At 44.9% G+C, this 17,940-nt stretch carries 11 protein-coding genes; 5 read left to right on the top strand and 6 right to left on the bottom strand.

Going from position 1 to position 17,940, the window contains the following annotated elements:
• Positions 1-370: 370 nt before the first annotated feature.
• From AC1DU2_RS09275 to AC1DU2_RS09260, 4 genes are all read right to left on the bottom strand, one after another.
• Entirely contained in the window at positions 371-2,569 is a 2,199-nt protein-coding gene (locus AC1DU2_RS09275) for an alpha-N-acetylglucosaminidase (RefSeq protein ID WP_477383844.1), read from the bottom strand.
• Between the two features lie 113 nt (positions 2,570-2,682).
• Complete coding sequence (locus AC1DU2_RS09270; RefSeq protein ID WP_477356761.1) at positions 2,683-4,158, bottom strand: RagB/SusD family nutrient uptake outer membrane protein; 1,476 nt, start codon at positions 4,156-4,158, stop codon at positions 2,683-2,685.
• 4 nt (positions 4,159-4,162) lie between these two features.
• The gene (locus tag AC1DU2_RS09265) at positions 4,163-7,531 is read right to left on the bottom strand and encodes a TonB-dependent receptor (protein WP_477383843.1); all 3,369 of its coding nucleotides are present in this window, start codon (positions 7,529-7,531) and stop codon (positions 4,163-4,165) included.
• Between the two features lie 187 nt (positions 7,532-7,718).
• A complete protein-coding gene (locus tag AC1DU2_RS09260; RefSeq protein ID WP_477383842.1) occupies positions 7,719-8,801 on the bottom strand; it encodes a FecR family protein in 1,083 nt (360 codons plus the stop codon).
• A 311-nt stretch (positions 8,802-9,112) separates the two neighbouring features.
• Here AC1DU2_RS09260 and AC1DU2_RS09255 point away from each other — a divergent pair, with 311 nt between their 5' ends.
• On the top strand, positions 9,113-11,482 hold the full coding sequence (locus tag AC1DU2_RS09255) for an ABC transporter permease (protein WP_477383841.1): 2,370 nt from the start codon (positions 9,113-9,115) through the stop codon (positions 11,480-11,482).
• Positions 11,483-11,632: 150 nt separating this feature from the next.
• Here AC1DU2_RS09255 and AC1DU2_RS09250 read toward each other — a convergent pair whose 3' ends face one another.
• Both AC1DU2_RS09250 and AC1DU2_RS09245 read right to left on the bottom strand, forming a co-directional pair.
• Entirely contained in the window at positions 11,633-11,917 is a 285-nt protein-coding gene (locus tag AC1DU2_RS09250; RefSeq protein ID WP_477356769.1) for a hypothetical protein, read from the bottom strand.
• Positions 11,918-12,307: 390 nt separating this feature from the next.
• On the bottom strand, positions 12,308-12,667 hold the full coding sequence (locus AC1DU2_RS09245; protein ID WP_477383840.1) for a nuclear transport factor 2 family protein: 360 nt from the start codon (positions 12,665-12,667) through the stop codon (positions 12,308-12,310).
• A 181-nt stretch (positions 12,668-12,848) separates the two neighbouring features.
• Between AC1DU2_RS09245 and AC1DU2_RS09240 the strand changes: the two genes are divergently transcribed.
• The 4 genes from AC1DU2_RS09240 (at position 12,849) to AC1DU2_RS09225 (ending at position 17,940) form a co-directional block, all read left to right on the top strand.
• Positions 12,849-13,454 carry an RNA polymerase sigma-70 factor gene (locus AC1DU2_RS09240; RefSeq protein WP_477383839.1) on the top strand — a complete coding sequence of 202 codons (606 nt, stop codon included), beginning with the start codon at positions 12,849-12,851 and terminating at the stop codon, positions 13,452-13,454.
• Positions 13,455-13,497: 43 nt separating this feature from the next.
• A complete protein-coding gene (locus tag AC1DU2_RS09235) occupies positions 13,498-13,713 on the top strand; it encodes an addiction module protein (protein ID WP_477383838.1) in 216 nt (71 codons plus the stop codon).
• A 473-nt stretch (positions 13,714-14,186) separates the two neighbouring features.
• The gene (locus AC1DU2_RS09230; protein ID WP_477383837.1) at positions 14,187-15,182 is read left to right on the top strand and encodes a FecR family protein; all 996 of its coding nucleotides are present in this window, start codon (positions 14,187-14,189) and stop codon (positions 15,180-15,182) included.
• A gap of 91 nt (positions 15,183-15,273) precedes the next feature.
• Positions 15,274-17,940, top strand: a complete 2,667-nt coding sequence (locus tag AC1DU2_RS09225; RefSeq protein WP_477383836.1) for a TonB-dependent receptor — start codon at positions 15,274-15,276, stop codon at positions 17,938-17,940.

Below are 17,940 nucleotides of genomic sequence, written 5' to 3'. Positions count from 1 at the left end.
TGGCCGACCCTCTCTCCGGCTTACGCCGCATAGAGGGTAAACCCCATTTTTCTTTTTTAGCCCTTCTATGCGACGCAGTCGGAGAGAGGGGCAGAACGAGCGTAGCGATGTTCGGGGTGAGTCGTCGCCGCCAAGTAACATACGTCATTCTTTTCCAGATGCATTCGTGGGACCTCCCACCCCTAATCGAAAACATTAGGAACAGCGGTCTGTGAAGACACAGACCGCAGGGAAGTATTGCCTTTTCGATGTAGAGACGCATAATTGCGTCTCCCGCCTGCAAATCACACATGCAAATTGACGACCTTACAAATTCGGAATGTCCTCCGGGAGACGCAATTATGCGTCTCTACAAAAAACCGAATATCTGCTAATACGTCGCCTGCAACACCAAATTATTATACTTTGCAAACAGCGCTTTCGCCTTCTCTACCCCGTCGCCTTTGGCAATATCAGTATAGGCGTTATCGTGTTTGTTTACCCATTGCCATTCCCAGTTTTTTACCTGGGCGTCAAATGCTTTGGCATCAAAGGCGGTGCCTGTGGCCATGGTTTTGTTTAGCTGGCTAAAGTATAGTTCCCAGCGTTGTTTGTAATAGCCTTTTATTAAGCCGGCCCATTGCCTGTTAGAGTATTCGCTCAAGCCGCTTTCTTTATCGCCCCAAAGGGTTACCAGGTCGCGGGCATTTAGCTCATACAAATTCTTTTCTTTATCGGTAATGCCATTGGCCCTGGCTTCGTTAATCCATTTGCCTAATAAAAAATCTTTGCGGGTGCTTAGCAAATCGTCCATATCATCCATCAGCTGTAAAAAGGCGGTGCTGTATTGTTTAAAGGCTTCCTTATCGCCGCTTTTATAGGCCGATGCCAATTTTTGCTGCAATGGCGATGCATAATTAGCCAGTACCTGCCGGGTCACGTCAATTACATCGTACTGATAGCCGTCGCTTTGTTTCAGGCTATCGGCGGCGTTTACTAACAACTGCCAGGCTTTGGCCAGCTTTAGGGGATCGTAACTTAGTTTAGTTAAAACCCTGTCGATAGTTTTCTGCATGTTTGGCCTGGCCACAATGATTGATTCGGGGCCGCCCTCGCTCAGGCCGCTGCTGTAAACCGTGTTCAATAATATCTGCCACGCTTCGGATGCATTGGCATTGGTTTGGCCATAGCGCCTGTGGGCATAATTATTTACCCAGGCATCGGCATCAATAGGGGTATCGCGCCAAACATTCTCCAGCATCAGGGCAAACAGGGCCGGGTTTTGCTCAATACCCTCAGGGGTTATGCCTATGCCTACCATGTTTTTTGATTCGGGGTCATGCAGGGCAATGGCCGGATCGGCAGCCACATGGCGCATGCGGCCAAACAGGCTGATGTTGCCGCCAAAGTTTTGCAGCATACTCCAAATCCAGGGCTTACCATAATAGGCTTCGGTACGGTTCCATACCGGGTGTGCATCGCTGTACAAATCAAGTACAATCATCTGGTCGTTAGGTACCGCATTCAGCAGGGCTTTGATTTGTTGCGGCTGCCAGAATTTATTGTTGTAATGGAACATCCAGCCCTGCATCACCCAAACAGCTTTTGGGTCGGCAGCGGTCATGGAACGGAATACTTTTTTGCTCATGCCATCCAGGTAGGTTGAATCATTGGTGGGCGGCACATTCTCGTTAAAAGTATCTGCCGAGTACAAATGATCGGTACCAAACTCCTTGTTTTGAGCCTCGATATATTTTTTGCCGATGGTTTCAAAAAGTTCATCGTCGGGGTCAAGAATGAATACATCAGGAAAGCCTGCATCCCAGTTGGTCCTTTTTACCTTAGCTTTCGGGAACCTGTCCTTAAACGATGGCGGTACGTGGCCGGTAAATGACGACAATACCGGCTTCATCCCAAATGAACGTTCGCGTTCCAGGATCTTTTTTTGCAGTGCCCTATGGCTGTCCATCCAATGCTGTGGCAGCGGACCGCCCCAGGCATCAATGTTGCCCATCCAAAACCAGGAGAAATAAGCCGGTCCGCAGAAAAAGGCATCCAATTCTTTATCGGTAAAGCCCATGCTTTTGTATACATCCTGCCAAATGGCTTCTTCGCCGGTAATAGCCAACGGCATGTTAATGCCGTTGAGCGCCATCCAGTCAATTTCTTTTTGCCAGCGGGCCCAGCCCCACCAGGCCATGGTATAATTAAATGTGCAATAGTTAAGGTAATAGCGGTATTGATACGGCGTGGTTTTATGAATTTTGGCGGTTACCGCGGGCAGGTTTGCAGGCAGGTTTAAATTGGTACCATTCCAGCCTATATCGCAAAAACAGTAGGTTTTAAGGTAATAATTTAAAGCTGCAGCTACAGATAGCCCGTTGTTACCACGTAAAACTATTTTGCCACCGCGGCTATCCAGCTCAAACGTGTCTTTATTGTTATCTGCCGTTATTGGCTCAACCAGGAACGCGCCCGATTTGCCGGGGATGATACGTTCAATAAACTCATACGATGCTTTCTGATCAACCTGTGCATAGGTATTTAAGCAAAAAACGGAAGCAATAAGTATCAATAAACCTTTTTTCATTATTTAAGCTGGCTCTGTTTGTTTGGGGTTTTATAGAATAAAAATGCCGGTGACCAACACAAATTGACTTAACAAATTATTGATAGCTACCGGCATTTAATAGATTATTTTACTTAAAAGTTTGGATTTTGTACTAAAACGCCCTTACTCTTATCAATCTCTACCTGTGGCAGCGGGAAATAATAATTTTTAGGACGAACAAATGTTACCGTTTTCGATTGATCAAGCGGTGCTTTTGAAACCGAACGGTTATATATTGCTGCAATATCAACAATGTTTTTCTTGTCCCAACGCATCAAATCCTGGTGACGCTCGCCTTCACCGGCAAGTTCTACGCGGCGCTCATGAATCAGCTGCGTCATACCGGCGCCTACAACAGGTGGCAACAATGTTGAAGCGCGGCGTCTTACCTGGTTTATGAGTGCATCGCCTGCGCCGGCACCTTGTGTACGGATAAGCGCTTCGGCTACCAAGAGGTAAATATCGGCCGACCTCATTAAAGGTACAGCAAAGCTATGATCAACACCACCACCATCAGCCGCAGTGTTAAATACGGCAAACTTTTTGAAAGCAAAACCGGTTGCCGACAGATCGGCAGTAAAAGTAGTTAAACCATTACCATCGCCCAGGTTAACTTTGTCTCCAACACTTAAAACAGTTGCAGCTTTACGTGGATCATTAGCTTCAAACTCATTTACCAATCCCTGTAAAGGCTGGCTAAAGCCATAACCACCCCATGGTCTTGGAATGTAGTAAACGGTAAAGTCGTTTTGTACTACGTTTTGTACTGCCTGGATAGAGAAAAGCAACTCGGTGCTGTTTTCATTTGCACGGGTAAAGTTATCAGTATAGTTGGCAGCCAATGCATAATGCGAATTGGAGATTACTTTTTGACCGGTTGCAATTGCCTCCGGAAGTTTTTCCCAATACATATAAAGCTTTGTTAAAAGGCCCAGAGCCGTTCCTTTGCTCACGCGGCCACGATCGGCAGCGCCATAGCTTTCGGGCAGCATATCAACCGCTTTCAACAAATCTGATTCTATTTGCTTGCGCACTTCTTCAATCGGCGATTTAGGAACGTTAAAGTTTAGTTTAGTATAATCATCCTCGGTGATGATAGGCACATCGCCGTGAATAATCATTAAACGCCAGTAACCAAAGGCCCTTAAAAAGTAGGCCTCGCCCATGCTGCGGCTTTTAATATCGGCAGAAATGGCGGTGATTTTTGGGATATTGATGATGCAATTTGTAGCGCGGTTAATTTCTTCATATCTCCATTTCCATGGGTACCTGATAGCGGCGTTTGAAGCATCGTAAGTTAAATTTTCAATACCTTCATCCTCGCCGTGGTCACCAGAGCGCCAGTAATCGTCAGATGGTACGTCAAAAGTACATTCGGCATGGCCAATGTAATCTTCTTCAGGTAAAATGCTATAGATACCAGTTATCGCGTTAACAGCATCAGTTTCGTTACGAAAATAGTTTGTTGAGCTGTAAACACCTTGTTGCTTTAAATCGAGCGCTTTTTTACAGCTACTGCCAAACAGGGCAAGTGCCGTAAGCATATATAATATTTTTTTCGATTTCATGATCTTATAATTTAACTGTTAAACCGAATGTGATTGTTCTTACCGACGGATACTGGGCTACGTCGACCCCTCTTTGCAGGTTACCGTTAGTATAACCCAACTCTGGCGTATAGCCTTTGTATTTGGTTATAAAAAACAGGTTTTGGCCTGATGCATAAAGCCTTACGCCTTTTAAGGTGGCCCTTTTTGTCCAGGTGACAGGAAGGGTATAACCTAAAGTGGCGTTTTTAAGGCTCACGTAATTTCCGCTTTCCACAAACAGGTCAGATGTGCGGTAGTTATCGTTTGCACGATCCAGAGACATTCTTGGGATGGTATTGCTTGTACCGGCGCCGGTCCAGCGTCCTAAGTCTTCGGCATAAAGGTTAAACGGATAAGTAGGATCGATACCCTGCATCCTGTCGGCATTATAAAGGCTCACACCGAATACCCCGGTAAAGTTTACCGAAAGGTCGAAACCTTTATAGGAGATACTGCCCTGTAAACCTGCCGTAACATTCGGATTTGGGTTACCAAGATTAGTACGGTCGTTACCGTCAATCAGCCCATCGCCGTTTAAATCAAGAAAGCGCACATCGCCGGGTTTAATATTGGCCTTGCGGGGATCATTTTTCAAGGCAGGGTCGTTATCTATATCAGCCTGGGTTTGATACAAGCCATTGGTTTTCCAACCATAAAATGAGGCTATTGGCTGGCCCTGGTAGGTTCTTGAAATTTCCTGGCTTGAGCGGCCGTAAACTGTGGCGCCCACAAATGTACCTTCGCCGTTTAGCTTGGTTACCTTGTTTTTGATGAACGAGGCATTGGCACCAAAAGAGTATTTTACTTTATTACCGCCCTGGTAATTAACTTCAAGCTCAACACCATGATTGTTCATGGTACCGATGTTTTGGTTAGGGATAGATACCGAACCAGCCGCTCCTACAACAGGTGGCGATAAAAGCATATCCTTAGTGTTTTTGTTAAACCAGGTTAAGGTTGTTGATAACTGGTTATTTAAAAAACCGGCTTCAACGCTCACATTGGTCATGGCTGTACGCTCCCATGCAATATCCGGATTGGCCAGGCTGTAAACTGCCGCACCTGTATAACCTGTGCCGCCAAATGTGTAACCATTGTTTTCATAGGTACTGCCCAACTTAATTAAGCTGGCGTATTGAAATGTGCCTATGTTTTGGTTACCCAACTCGCCATAACCACCGGTTAGCTTCAGGTTGCTTATCCATGATATATTTTTGATGAAAGCTTCGTTTGATAACCTCCAGCCCAAAGAAAATGCCGGGAAATAACCCCATCTTTTGGTTGGTGCAAACTTTGATGATCCATCCGCACGGAAAGTTAATGTAGCCAGGAACCTGCTATCGTAGTCATAAAACAACCTGCCAAAGCCCGATTGCAATGACGATTGATCAGGAACTACGCTTGAATTGAACTGGCTGTTACCAAGGCTAAGCACCCTTTGATCTTCCGACGTATCATCATATCCTAACCGAGATGCATTAAAACCATAGGTTTTAAAGTTTTGGTAGGAGTAACCGCCGGTAAACGTTACGTGGCTTTTACCGAATACCTTATCATAAGTAAGGAACGACTCCAATAACTGGGATGATAACTCGCCCTCGGTTTGGGTTAGCGATGATGTGGTGTTTTGCCGTGCCTGGTTAACATCAGCTATACTAAAGTTGTATGCCCTGTTCAGGGTGCCATCATACGCGTAGTTTACCCGTAGTTTTAATTCTTTTAAAAACGTAACCTCGGCAAAGGCGTTGGCCAGGGCACGGTATTTTTTGTTAAACCTGTCTGCTTCCTGGATGGTTGCATAAGGGCTGTTGATATCGCCCAACTGGTTGGCAAAAGCCTTTGATGTACCGTATGATCCATCGGTATTAACCAATGGTATGGCAGGGTTAAAGCGCAGTGCCGAAAACAGAAGTCCTGTTTGCGAATTGTTATTGTCAAAACCATTGTTATTGGCATAGCTCAACTGGATATTTTCGCCCAGTTTTAACCAGCTGCTTACTTTATGTTCTGAATTTATCCTGGTGCTGAAGCGCTTGAAGTTGGTTTTATCGATGATACCATCCTCATTATAAACAGCAGTTGAAAAATAATAGTTAGATACCTCGTTACCCCCGGTGATGCTGACATCGCCATTGGTTACATGGCCGGTTTTCATGATGGCCCGCTGCCAATCCGTTCTTTGGGTGGCATAATAGTTATCGTTCCAGGGTGCATCAATGGCAACACCATCATTGGTGTAGCGTTCCCTTTTCAATTTGTAAAGATCGGGGGCGGTTAACAGGCTCAGATACTTGGTTGTATTTGAAAAGCCGTTGTAAAAGTTAACATTGGTGGCCAATTTTTGATTGTAATTGCCTTTCCTGGTAGTTACCATTACCACACCATTGGCAGCACGCGTACCATAAATAGCAGCAGAGGATGCATCTTTCAATATCTCAACAGATGCAATGTCATTAGGGTTGATATCACTTAATGCATCGGGGTTGCTGGTAGGCACACCATCAACAACTACCAACGGGTTGGCATCGTTTAACGTACCCGTACCACGAATCCTGATACTCGGCGCGGCGCCCGGCGATCCATCGTTGCGTACAATGCTTACACCGCTGGCACGGCCATCCAGGGCCTGTGCAGCAGATGCTACCGGCAGGTTTTGAATATCAGCGCCCTTAACGCTGGCTACAGAACCCGTTACATCTATTTTTTTACTGGTACCATAACCTACCACAACAACTTCTGTTAAAGCAGATGGCAAGGCAGCAAGCGTGATAGATAGGGGCTGATCGCCGGTTACGGTCACTATCTTTTTCTCGAAGCCTATATAACTAAACTCCAATACTCCGTTAACCGGGGCGTTTATTACGAAGTTACCGTTAATATCAGTTGTTACCCCAAGGTTGGTACCCTGCAACCTAATGTTTACGCCAATGAGCGGTTCGCCTTTGGCATCAGCCACTTTTCCTTTTACAAGTAACAAGGCATTGGTAGTTTCGGCTGTTGATATGATCACTACATGGTCATCGGCCATTTTGTAGGGCAGCTTATTATCCATAAGCGAGCTCAACACTTGTTCGATAGAAGCGTTTTTAACGTCCAGATCAACCTTACCCAGTTTTTTTATGGCGGCGTAGTTGTAAAAGAAACGGTAATCGCTTTGTTTTTGAATTTTGGCAAGTATGGTACTTACCTCAGTTTGCTTAATGCTGAGTGTAAATTTCTGTTGTGAATAAACACTGGCCGAAACCTGCATGCAGGTAACCAGGATTAGCAAGAAAACTGCTTTCATTAGCAAAATAACTTTAAGGCATACGGGGGCACCCGGAATGGCAAATGCCCTTCTTGTTTTTTTCATTACATTTGTTTTGAAAATTAATGGATAGAGTAAGCTCGGTTCCAACTCGCTTACTCACAATGATAAATCCCAGATTTTTGCGGGGAAGAGTTGCACCTCTTCCCTTGTTTATTTATGGGTTTTAGGAGTCTGTTAGGTAATTGTTTTTGTTCATGTGCTGCTGTTAAGTTAATATTAGTTGGTTGTTTTATTTTTTACTCTTGTAGGATAAGTAAACCGTACCGCCATCAATTTTTGATTGCAACGGCACAATTTGCCTCAGGAAATTCAGGGCGGTATCCAGGCTTTCGTTTTCAAGCACGCCGCTTATCTGCTCTTTTTTGAGGGCTTCATCTGCAAATACTATCCTCACATTGTATTTGCGTTCCATTTGCCGGGCCACGTCTTCAAAATCATTATTGGCAAACATAATTTTGTGGTCTATCCAGGCATTTTCTGCATACGCGTCATTGCTTACAACCGGTAATGTGGCTACTTCATATTTTATCTTGGCTACAGCTGCTTTAACGGGCTGGTTAGTTACAATTTGTGCCGGGTTATTAATGGTCAGTTTTTCGTGGGGCGATAAAATGATCTTTTTCTCGGGGTCATCGGCCAGCTCAACCTGCACCTTACCTTTTAATAAAGTAGTTTCGGTGGTTTTGTCGTCGCGGTAAGCCTTTACGTTAAATACAGTACCTAAAACTTTTACTGTGAAGCCGGCGGTATGTACCAAAAATGGTTTCTTCGGATTTTTGGTTACTTCAAAAAAGCCCTCGCCTTCTAAACTAACCTCCCTTTGCCCGGCCTGGAAAACCGAAGGGTACGAAAAATGACTGCCTGCATTCAGCTTCACCTGGGTACCATCTGATAAAGTAACCTGCATCATTTTGCCAAAAGGCACATCTACCTTTTTTGTTACCGCGGCGTTAAGTTGCTGTTTGGCCTGCTGTCTATAAAACAAAAAGCCAAACAAAGCAAGTACGGCAACAGCCGCAGCCGCGCCAATCCACTTCCAGTTAAATGGCCGTACATGGTCTGCAACAATTTCGGTTTCGGTTTCTTCAGCGTCTTTTATTTTAACCCATAACTCATCCAGCTTACTGTTTATGGTAGTGGGCAAAACCTCGTGGTTGTTATTAAGTGTACCCGTTAAGGCGTCTGTTACCTGCTGAATTTTTTTATATCCTGGGTGTTGTTTTAAAAACAGTTCGAGTTCATCCAACTCTTCCTTATTGGCCGATCCGTCCATGCTTTTAGCCATCAGCTCAATAAACCTTGATTTTCCCATAATTTAGTCGATCTGATGTAAGGACACTTGTCAATAGCGATTTTCCTAAAAGAATTTAAAATAAATTTTAAGCCGGAAAAAACAGTGCGGCTATCAAGCTTATGATGATCCCATTATGCAGCAATTGAAGTGCCTGGTGGCAACTTTCACGGCAATGCCAAAAACGTACGCAGATCGTCCGTTTTTGATACAGTGAAAAGCTTTAAATAAAATCAAAAAATACTGATAATCATATAGTTAAAACTAAGGCATAATATTTACACTGATTAGGGCAATAACGTCTGTTTGTAAACTCCTAAAGCCCTGGCATCATGTTTAAAAACTACATCAAAATTGCTTTCCGCAATCTAAAAAAGGATAAACAGTTTACTTTTTTAAATGTGCTTGGTCTTTCGGCCGGGCTGGCTTGTACGCTGTTAATTTATTTGTGGGTACATGATGAATTGAGTTACGATAAATTTTTTGATAACGATAACCAGGTTTATCAAATTATGGAACACCGCACCGGCGGCGGCAGCCAGCAAATTACCGACGAATCATCGGGCCTGGTGAGCGATGTACTGAAAGCCCAGGTACCCGAGGATGTGCAATACGCCGCCGCCGTGGCCCCTGCTGATTGGTGGCAAAAATTCACTTTAACGGTTGGTGATAAAAACATTAAGGCCAGCGGACAGTACGTGGGTAAAGATTATTTCAACATCTTTTCTTTTAAAATGTTGCAGGGCGAGCGCGGCAAAGTGCTTGCAGCCAAAAACGATATTGTAATATCCGACGAGCTGGCCAAAAAGCTATTTACCACTGTTGATAATGCCATAGGCAAGTCCGTCCGTTTTCAGCACGACAGGGAGTTTGCTGTCACAGGTGTATTTGAAAAATTGCCCGTACACTCGTCCCAGCAGTTTGATTTTGTGCTATCATTTGATTACCTGGCCGACGTGCAGGGCTGGGTAAAAACCTGGAACAATGGCGGCCCGCATAATTTTGTGATGCTGAAAAAAGGGGTTAACGTGGCTGCATTCAACAAAAAGATATTTGCCCTGGTGAAAAAGAATAGCGGCGATACCACGCGCAGCGCCGTAGCCATGCGCTTTTCTGATAACTACCTAATGAACACGTTTAACCATGGCGCGCGGGTGGGGGGGCGCGAGGAGTACGTGAAACTATTTTCGATTATAGCTGTGTTTATTTTACTTATTGCCTGTATCAATTTCATGAACCTGAGTACGGCCAAAGCGTCGGGCCGGATGAAAGAGGTGGGCATTAAAAAAGTAGTAGGTGCAAAACGCGGCCAGCTGATTGCCCAATTCTTGTCCGAATCATTGCTGATGGCCATATTTACCATGATATTGGCTATAGGTATAGCCTGGGCATTACTGCCCCAGTTTAACCAGCTTACCGGCAAACAAATACGGCTTGAATTTGACCCGCAGCTTATCATGATGCTTGCGGGCATTACCCTGTTTACCGGTTTGGTATCGGGCAGTTACCCGGCGTTGTATTTATCTAAATTTAATCCGCTGGCTATTTTAAAGGGTAAGCTTAGCTCATCATTTACCGAGCTGCTGGCCCGTAAGGGATTGGTAGTGTTTCAGTTCACTCTATCCGTAGCACTTATTGTGGCAGTGCTGGTGGTTTACAGGCAAATTCAGTACATCCAGCATACTAAACCCGGTTATAATAAAGATAACCTGATCCGCATTGACTCGGAAGGCAAGCTTGCCGGAAACGAAGAGAACTTTGCCGCCGAACTGAAAAATATCCCCGGTGTTTTAAATGCCAGCTTTACACAGCACAACATGGTTGGGCGCAATTTTGGCACCGGTGGCCTGAGTTGGGATGGCAAACAATCAAACGGCGACGTGTATTTTGAGGGCTTTTTTGGTGGTTTCAACTTTATCGAAACTATGGATATGCAATTGGCTGCCGGCCGTTCATTTAACAAAAACTACGGCACCGAAGGCAGCAAAGTAATACTTAACCAAACCGCCGTTAAGGCCATGCAGCTCCAAAACCCGGTAGGCCGCACCATTAAAGTTTTGGGTAATACCTGCCAGGTTATTGGTGTGGTAAAAGATTATCATTTCGAATCGTTGCATGAGGTGGTAAGGCCATCGTTTATCTTGCTGGCCCAAGGCAGTAGCCCGTATTTTAAGATGATGATCAGGCTCAAAGGCGATCATCAAAAAGAAACCATTGCCAAAATTCAACAACTATATGAATCCTTTAACCCGGGCTTCCCATTCGTGTACAGCTTTCTGGATGAAGCTTACCAGAAACAATATGAAACCGAAGTAAGGGTATCTGCACTGGCGCAATATTTTTCGTTCCTGGCTATTTTGATATCCTGCCTGGGGTTGTTTGGTCTTGTGGCCTTTACCGCGCAAAAAAGGCAAAAAGAAATAGGCATCCGCAAGGTAATAGGGGCGTCGGTAAACAGCATCATGATTATGCTTACGCAGGATTTTTTGAAGTTGGTGGCCATCGCGGTAATCATCGCCTTCCCCATATCCTGGTACGCCATGAGCCGGTGGCTGCAGGGTTTTGTTTATCGTATTGATATTGGCCCGGTTGTTTTTGTTATTGCAGCTATGTCGGTTATTATTATCACCCTGCTTACCGTAGGCTTCCAGGCTATCAAAGCTGCATTGGCCAACCCGGTAAAAAGTTTGAGATCGGAATAATATTGAAGCGGGAGTGGTAATTTATGCCACTGTTATGAGCACAGGAAAACTTACACTCTCATTTATTAATGGAACTTAAGCCGGTTGGTATTCGTTAAAAGAAATGTACAGGTGTAACTGGAGCAAATATCGCATAGCACGTTTAAACCATTAGCTAATCGTTTCCATATCGGCAAACATCAAATCGGCCATTAACAGGCCTTTGTTGCCGTTAGCGGTTTCAATGGTATGGATGTATTTATACGTGTTGCTAAACTGGTCAAAACACTGGTCAATTACCTGGATGTTTAAATCGGCAAGCGAAAAATTTTCACTGTTCTGGAGGCAAAAAAATTCATTTTTTACGGGTAAAAAATCGTCAGTGTAACCTTGGTTATGCAGGTCTATCACCCTGCTGGTTAGCGCATTATTAAGTTTAATTTTATTGTTTTTCATGATCAAGCGTTTTAATAGTTAGTAGACGTAAAAAGTGAATGTTTTGTTACGTTAAATGCAACAAAAATCAAACCATCTTCATGAAAAACACATTATTAATCAATTAGTTATATTTTTTAATTTGAAATATGGATAGATGAGTAACGACTGTTTGGCTTTCAGTACATCAGTAAAAAAGGGTGCATCTTTTTTACACACTATAACAAGAATGTTTAGATGATAGTGGCAGGTCGAAAACAGGTTTTAACAATTGGTGGTTAAGGGAATTTGCTTTTATTGATGTCAACGGGTATTACAATAGGGTAGCCGAGCGCATTTAGGCATAACTGTGGGGTTTGGTTGAGCCCGAACGACACACAGTGACAGTTTTTTTTATCAGTTAATACGCATTCAATTATACATCACAATAACCTTATCAATCATACCATCACCATTAAAAAACAAATTTTCCACGGCATTTTTGCCGCTATCTGTATTGTGGTAATAAATGCTGATGCTGTTTACGCCGGTAAGCACTTCCAACAGCTCGAAATGCAGGTTAGGCAGTTTGCTCAGGGCGGTTTCCCAGTACAGCCTCACGTTGCTTTTGCCCGCTATGATGCCGCCGCAATGGGGGTATATTTTCAGGGCGTAGGGTGTTTGAATGCTAAAATCATCGGTGTAGTGTGCCATCAGCGTATCTAAATCCTGCTTGTTCCAGCAGGTTATCCATTCGGCGGCAAAACGGGCTGCAAATTGTTGGTCTATCATTGTTTATATTCAAAAAGTTTAAAATAAAGCGTTGGCCCAAAAGCAAAGGCCGGGCGCTACATTTCTTTTTACTAACGCATATAAAATTACCATTATTTGCGTTTAGTGTAACTTTAGCCGTTTAACTTCGTCCTATCAATACATCACCCAATAACAAATTGGGGCATCCTATGCGTAAAACATGCCCATTTTGACCCTCATTAAGCCCTATACTGATCAGCAGCTCCTGGATTTGATCAGGACGGACGACCGCGGTGCATTTACCGAACTGTACAATCGTTACTGGGATAAAACCTATGCCGTTGCCCTGCACCGCCTTGACGACGAGCACGAGGCCGAAGAAGTGGTACAGGAAGTGTTTTTAAGTATCTGGCAGCGGCGGGCGACACTACAGCTTACACATACGGTGGCTACTTACCTTGCTGTTGCCGTAAAATATAAAGTGATTAACCACCTGGCCAAACAATACCGCAGGCAATTGCAGCACGATGAACTTACCATGACATCGCCAATTGTTGCCGATAGCACTGCCGACTGGCTGTATGAAAAAGAATTGCGGCAACTGTTAGAGAAAACCATCAGCCAGCTCCCCGAAAAATGCCGCATTGTTTTCCTGCTCAGCCGCGACGAAAATAAAACCTACGCCGAAATTGCCGCCGAACTGAACATATCGCAAAAAACAGTAGAAGCACACATGAGCAAAGCCCTGCGCGAATTAAGGGAAACGCTGGGCGTATCGGCACCCGTAATGGCTCTCATATTGCTCAATGCAGACAGGTTTTTGTAGAACTTGGCAGTGATTTTAATATTTTAATGATTATTTTTAATTTATGATAGCTGTAAAACTATCACTCAAACAATTGATGGATGCTGTAAAGCAATTATCACCCTCCGAAAAACTCGAACTCAATGAGATGATTTGGAAGGATGATATGGCCATTCCCTCTGAACATCAAAAATTAGTTAAGGACAGGAAAAGCAAATCTGACGCAAACCCTGATCTACTGTTGGATTGGGAGACAGCATCCAAAAAGCTTGTTTCTTAAATGTCCCGTGCAAGGGATAAAACTTCGCAAAACGCTGAAGGGGCACTGACGTATATCGCATAGCGGCTAGGACTCACCCCGCCACCGATGCATCAGGGCAACTTTGTTCGGCTTCGCCGGAAAGACGGTTTGGAAATTATAGCTCCATAAACAAATGACTGTCAAATAATTAAAACAAAAACCCTCTTTCCGCTACAGATGAATAGAGGGTGGTCGGGCGTAGCCTCGACCGGGGGAGTCTTAGCCAGCGTTCAAGCGGACGTTTATGTAAATTCCAATACGCGATAGGTAAATACGAAACCATGACAGTCTGTTTCTTTATTTTTAGGCAGCGCCTTAGCAATCTTTGCGCGAAATCAAACCCCTCATATTCCCTTAACTTACCCCCTCCCCTTCAAAATAAATTTCATTTCCCACTAAGGGTATCCGGCCCCGCCGTTGACTATATGTACAAAAGGTAGATATATTTTACGATGGAAAACAACACCTACGATATTAAAGAGCTTGCCCATAAGCTTGAAAACGGCACCATTACTCCCGAAGAAATGGCCTGGTTTGAGCAATGGTACCAGGGGTTTAATGATGAAGAAGTGTTGCTTGCGGGCAGCAGGCACTCCGGCATCAATGACCTTAAGGATAGCATTTTTAATCGTATCGCATCGCAAATGGAAGCGCCTGCACAACCAAAACGTAAGGTTGTTACTTTATGGCGTAACATAGCTGCTGCAGCGGCTATAGTGCTATTGGTTGCCTTTGCGGCCTTTTACAAAAACGCTATCCTGGATATTGTCGACCCGGTGAAACAGGTGGATTTATTGAGCCAAGCAGGCCAGCACAGGCAAATCAGTTTGCCCGATGGAACCCTGGTGTGGCTAAGCCCGTCGACCCACATTAGCTACCCGGATAATTTCAGGGGCGCACAGCGTTTGGTAAAGTTAGATGGTGAAGCTTTTTTTGATGTAAAGCACGATGCCAATCATCCCTTTGTTATTCAATCGGGTGCCATCAAAACCGTGGTGCTGGGTACCAGCTTTAACGTAAGGGCTTACGCCGATGCAAAAACGGCCGAAGTTACCGTAGTAAGCGGGAAGGTGGGCGTGCTCACATCGGCAAGTGGCAAAAACCAGCGGCAAATCATGACGGCCAGGCAACGGGCGGTATTCAACAAAACTGACGGCTTGCTGCTAAAAGAAAACTATCCCGATGCCGCAAAATTCCTTGGCCAGCGCAATGGTAATTATGATTTTGAAGGTGCATCAATGCAAACCGTTGCCGATGAGCTTGGCAGGCAGTATGGCGTGCAGATAAACGTCGACCCGCGCATAGCCAATAGCTTATACTACGGGCACTTAAACACCACACGCCTTATCGGCACCGAGCTTGATGTGCTTTGTACCGTAATGGACAACACCCGCTGGCAAAAAGCGGGCAACCAGTATTACATCCGGGAAACTATAGCTAAACATTAACCTTTTGGCCCGGCTAATTACCGGGCATGAAAATCAACTCAAACCACGTAAGCTTTTTACCGGCTTACCCACATTTAAAAAACCTACACAAATGAATAAAACCAAACCCACATGGTTATCCATGTTGATTTGCGCTGTACTGCAAATACCTATCCTGTTCCGAACGTTACTTTGTGCCATCGTTTTATTGATAGCAAGCCAACAGGTTTACGCGCAAGGCCCATTGGATAAAGCTTTGACTATCAGCATAAATAATGAACCTGTTAAACAGGCCTTAGATAAAATAACCGCCGCCTGTGGTGTTAGGTTTACCTATAACCAAACCGTTGCCCAAAGCCCGGCAAAAATCAGCATCGATGCCAAACAACAGCCTTTGGGCGATGTATTAAAGCAGGCTTTTGCATCGGCCCCCTTCAGCTTTTCTGTGTTGGACAAGGACGTTATGATTAAATATGATGCGGCCAAAATAAAAAAGTTGCCGGCCGCCGTGGCAGGCGGCAAATTCACCCTAAGCGGTACCGTTAAATCAAAACAAAGCGGCGAAACCATTATTGGCGCCACCATCAGGGTGCCCGATGCCAGCCAGGGCACCTCGAGTAACGAATACGGCTTTTATTCTATTACCCTGCCCGCCGGCAGCCATCAGCTGGCCATCAGTGCTGTTGGTCAAAAAAGCGCTTTTGTGCAGGTAGACCTGGCAGCTAACCAGCAGCTCAACATCAGCATGGATAATAACGAACAGGCCCTGCAGGAGGTTACCATCAGCGCCAAAGCACCCGGCACCCGCGATTTGGCCAGCCCGCAAATGGGGGTTGAACATTTAAGCGTTCAGGAAACTAAAAACATCCCGGTTTTGCTGGGCGAACGCGATATCATTAAAACCATACAGCTGCTGCCGGGCATCAAATCGGCCGGCGAAGGCAGCGGCGGCTTTTATGTGCGTGGCGGCGCATCTGATCAAAACCTGATACTGCTGGATGAAGCGCCTGTTTACAACGCATCGCATTTGCTGGGGTTCTTCTCAACCTTTAACTCCGATGCCATCAAAAACATCAGCATTTATAAAGGCGATATGCCGGCCCAATATGGCGGCAGGCTATCATCTGTGCTGGATATTAAAATGAACGAGGGCAATAACCAAAAGTTTGGTGTAAGCGGCGGCGTTGGGCTGATAGCCGCCCGCATTAATGTGGAAGGCCCCATTCAAAAAAATAAATCATCGTTCCTGATCTCGGCCCGCCGTACTTATGCGGATGCTTTCCTGGCTTTCTCCAAAGATTCTATCGCCAAAAAAAGTCAGCTGTATTTTTATGATATCAACGCCAAGGCCAATTATATTTTGGGCGATAGGGACAGGATCTTCTTATCCGGGTACTTTGGTAAAGATGTACTGAAGGCCAGCGATATAGCAGGCATTAACTGGGGCAATACCACCGGCACCCTCCGCTGGAACCACATTTTTAACAGCCAGTTATTTTCAAACACTTCGGTTATTTACAGCGACTATGATTATAAGATCAATATTAAAGAAGATGTAAACCAGTTCCAGATTTTCTCGCAGATAAAAGACCTTAACCTGAAGGAAGACCTGCAATACTATGCCGGCGATAAAAACACCATCAGCTTTGGCTTTAACGCCATTTACCATACCATTAAGCCCGGCGAAATATCGTCGACAGGCAACTCAGGCATTATATCGCAAAGCCTGCAAAACAGGTACGCGTTCGAAAATTCGCTGTATGCTACCAATACCTGGAAAGCATCTGATCGTTTTAACCTTACTTATGGTGTACGCCTGTCGGCCTTTACCATCCTGGGGCAGGGCGATTATTATACCCTTGATGCCGATGGCAATATCACAGGCACAAAACACTACTCCACAGGGCAGGCGGTTAAAACCTATGTTAACCCCGAGCCACGCATCGCGGTAGCCTATTCATTGAATGACTATAGTTCGGTAAAGGCATCGTATGCACGTAATGCGCAAAATTTGCACCTTATTTCCAACTCCAACTCGGGTTCGCCAACGGATAAATGGGTGGCCAGCACCAACATTATTAAACCCGAACTGGCCGACCAGCTTTCGGTAGGCTATTACCGCGATTTTAGCGACCATAAATATGAGTTTACCTTTGAATCCTATTATAAAAAGCTGCAAAACCAGGTTGATTACCGTAACGGGGCCAATATTTTTACCAACCAGCCTATTGAAACCCAATTGCTTTATGGCAAAGGCCGCGCTTATGGCGCCGAGCTGCTGCTTAAAAAGAAAACCGGCCGCTTAACAGGCTGGATAAGCTATACCCTGGCCAAAACCGAACGCCAGATTGATGGCATTAACAACAACCAGTGGTACAATGCCCGGCAAGACCGCACGCATGACCTGGCCATTGTTGCCATGTACAAAGCCACCGAAAAGTGGACTTTATCGGCCAATTTTATATACTACACCGGCGACGCGGTAACCTTCCCCAATGGCAAGTACCAGGTAGATGGGGCCAATTACTATTACTATACCAGCCGTAATGCCGACAGGATGCCGGCCTACAACCGGCTTGACCTTGGCGCAACCCGCCAGCTAAAAAAGAGCAGTAAATTTGAGTCGGATTTAACTTTTAGCCTGTACAATGCCCTGGGCAACCACAATGCCTACCGCATTTATTTCCGCAATAATAAAGACGATGCCAGCCGCACCGAAGCCGTGAGGACAACCCTGTTCACTTTTGTGCCTTCCATTACCTATAACTTTAAATTTTAA

The organism is Mucilaginibacter sp. P4_C11 (assembly GCF_056402115.1).
Note: the sequence above shows the minus strand (reverse complement) of the source record. Positions and strands in the feature narration are given on the sequence as shown.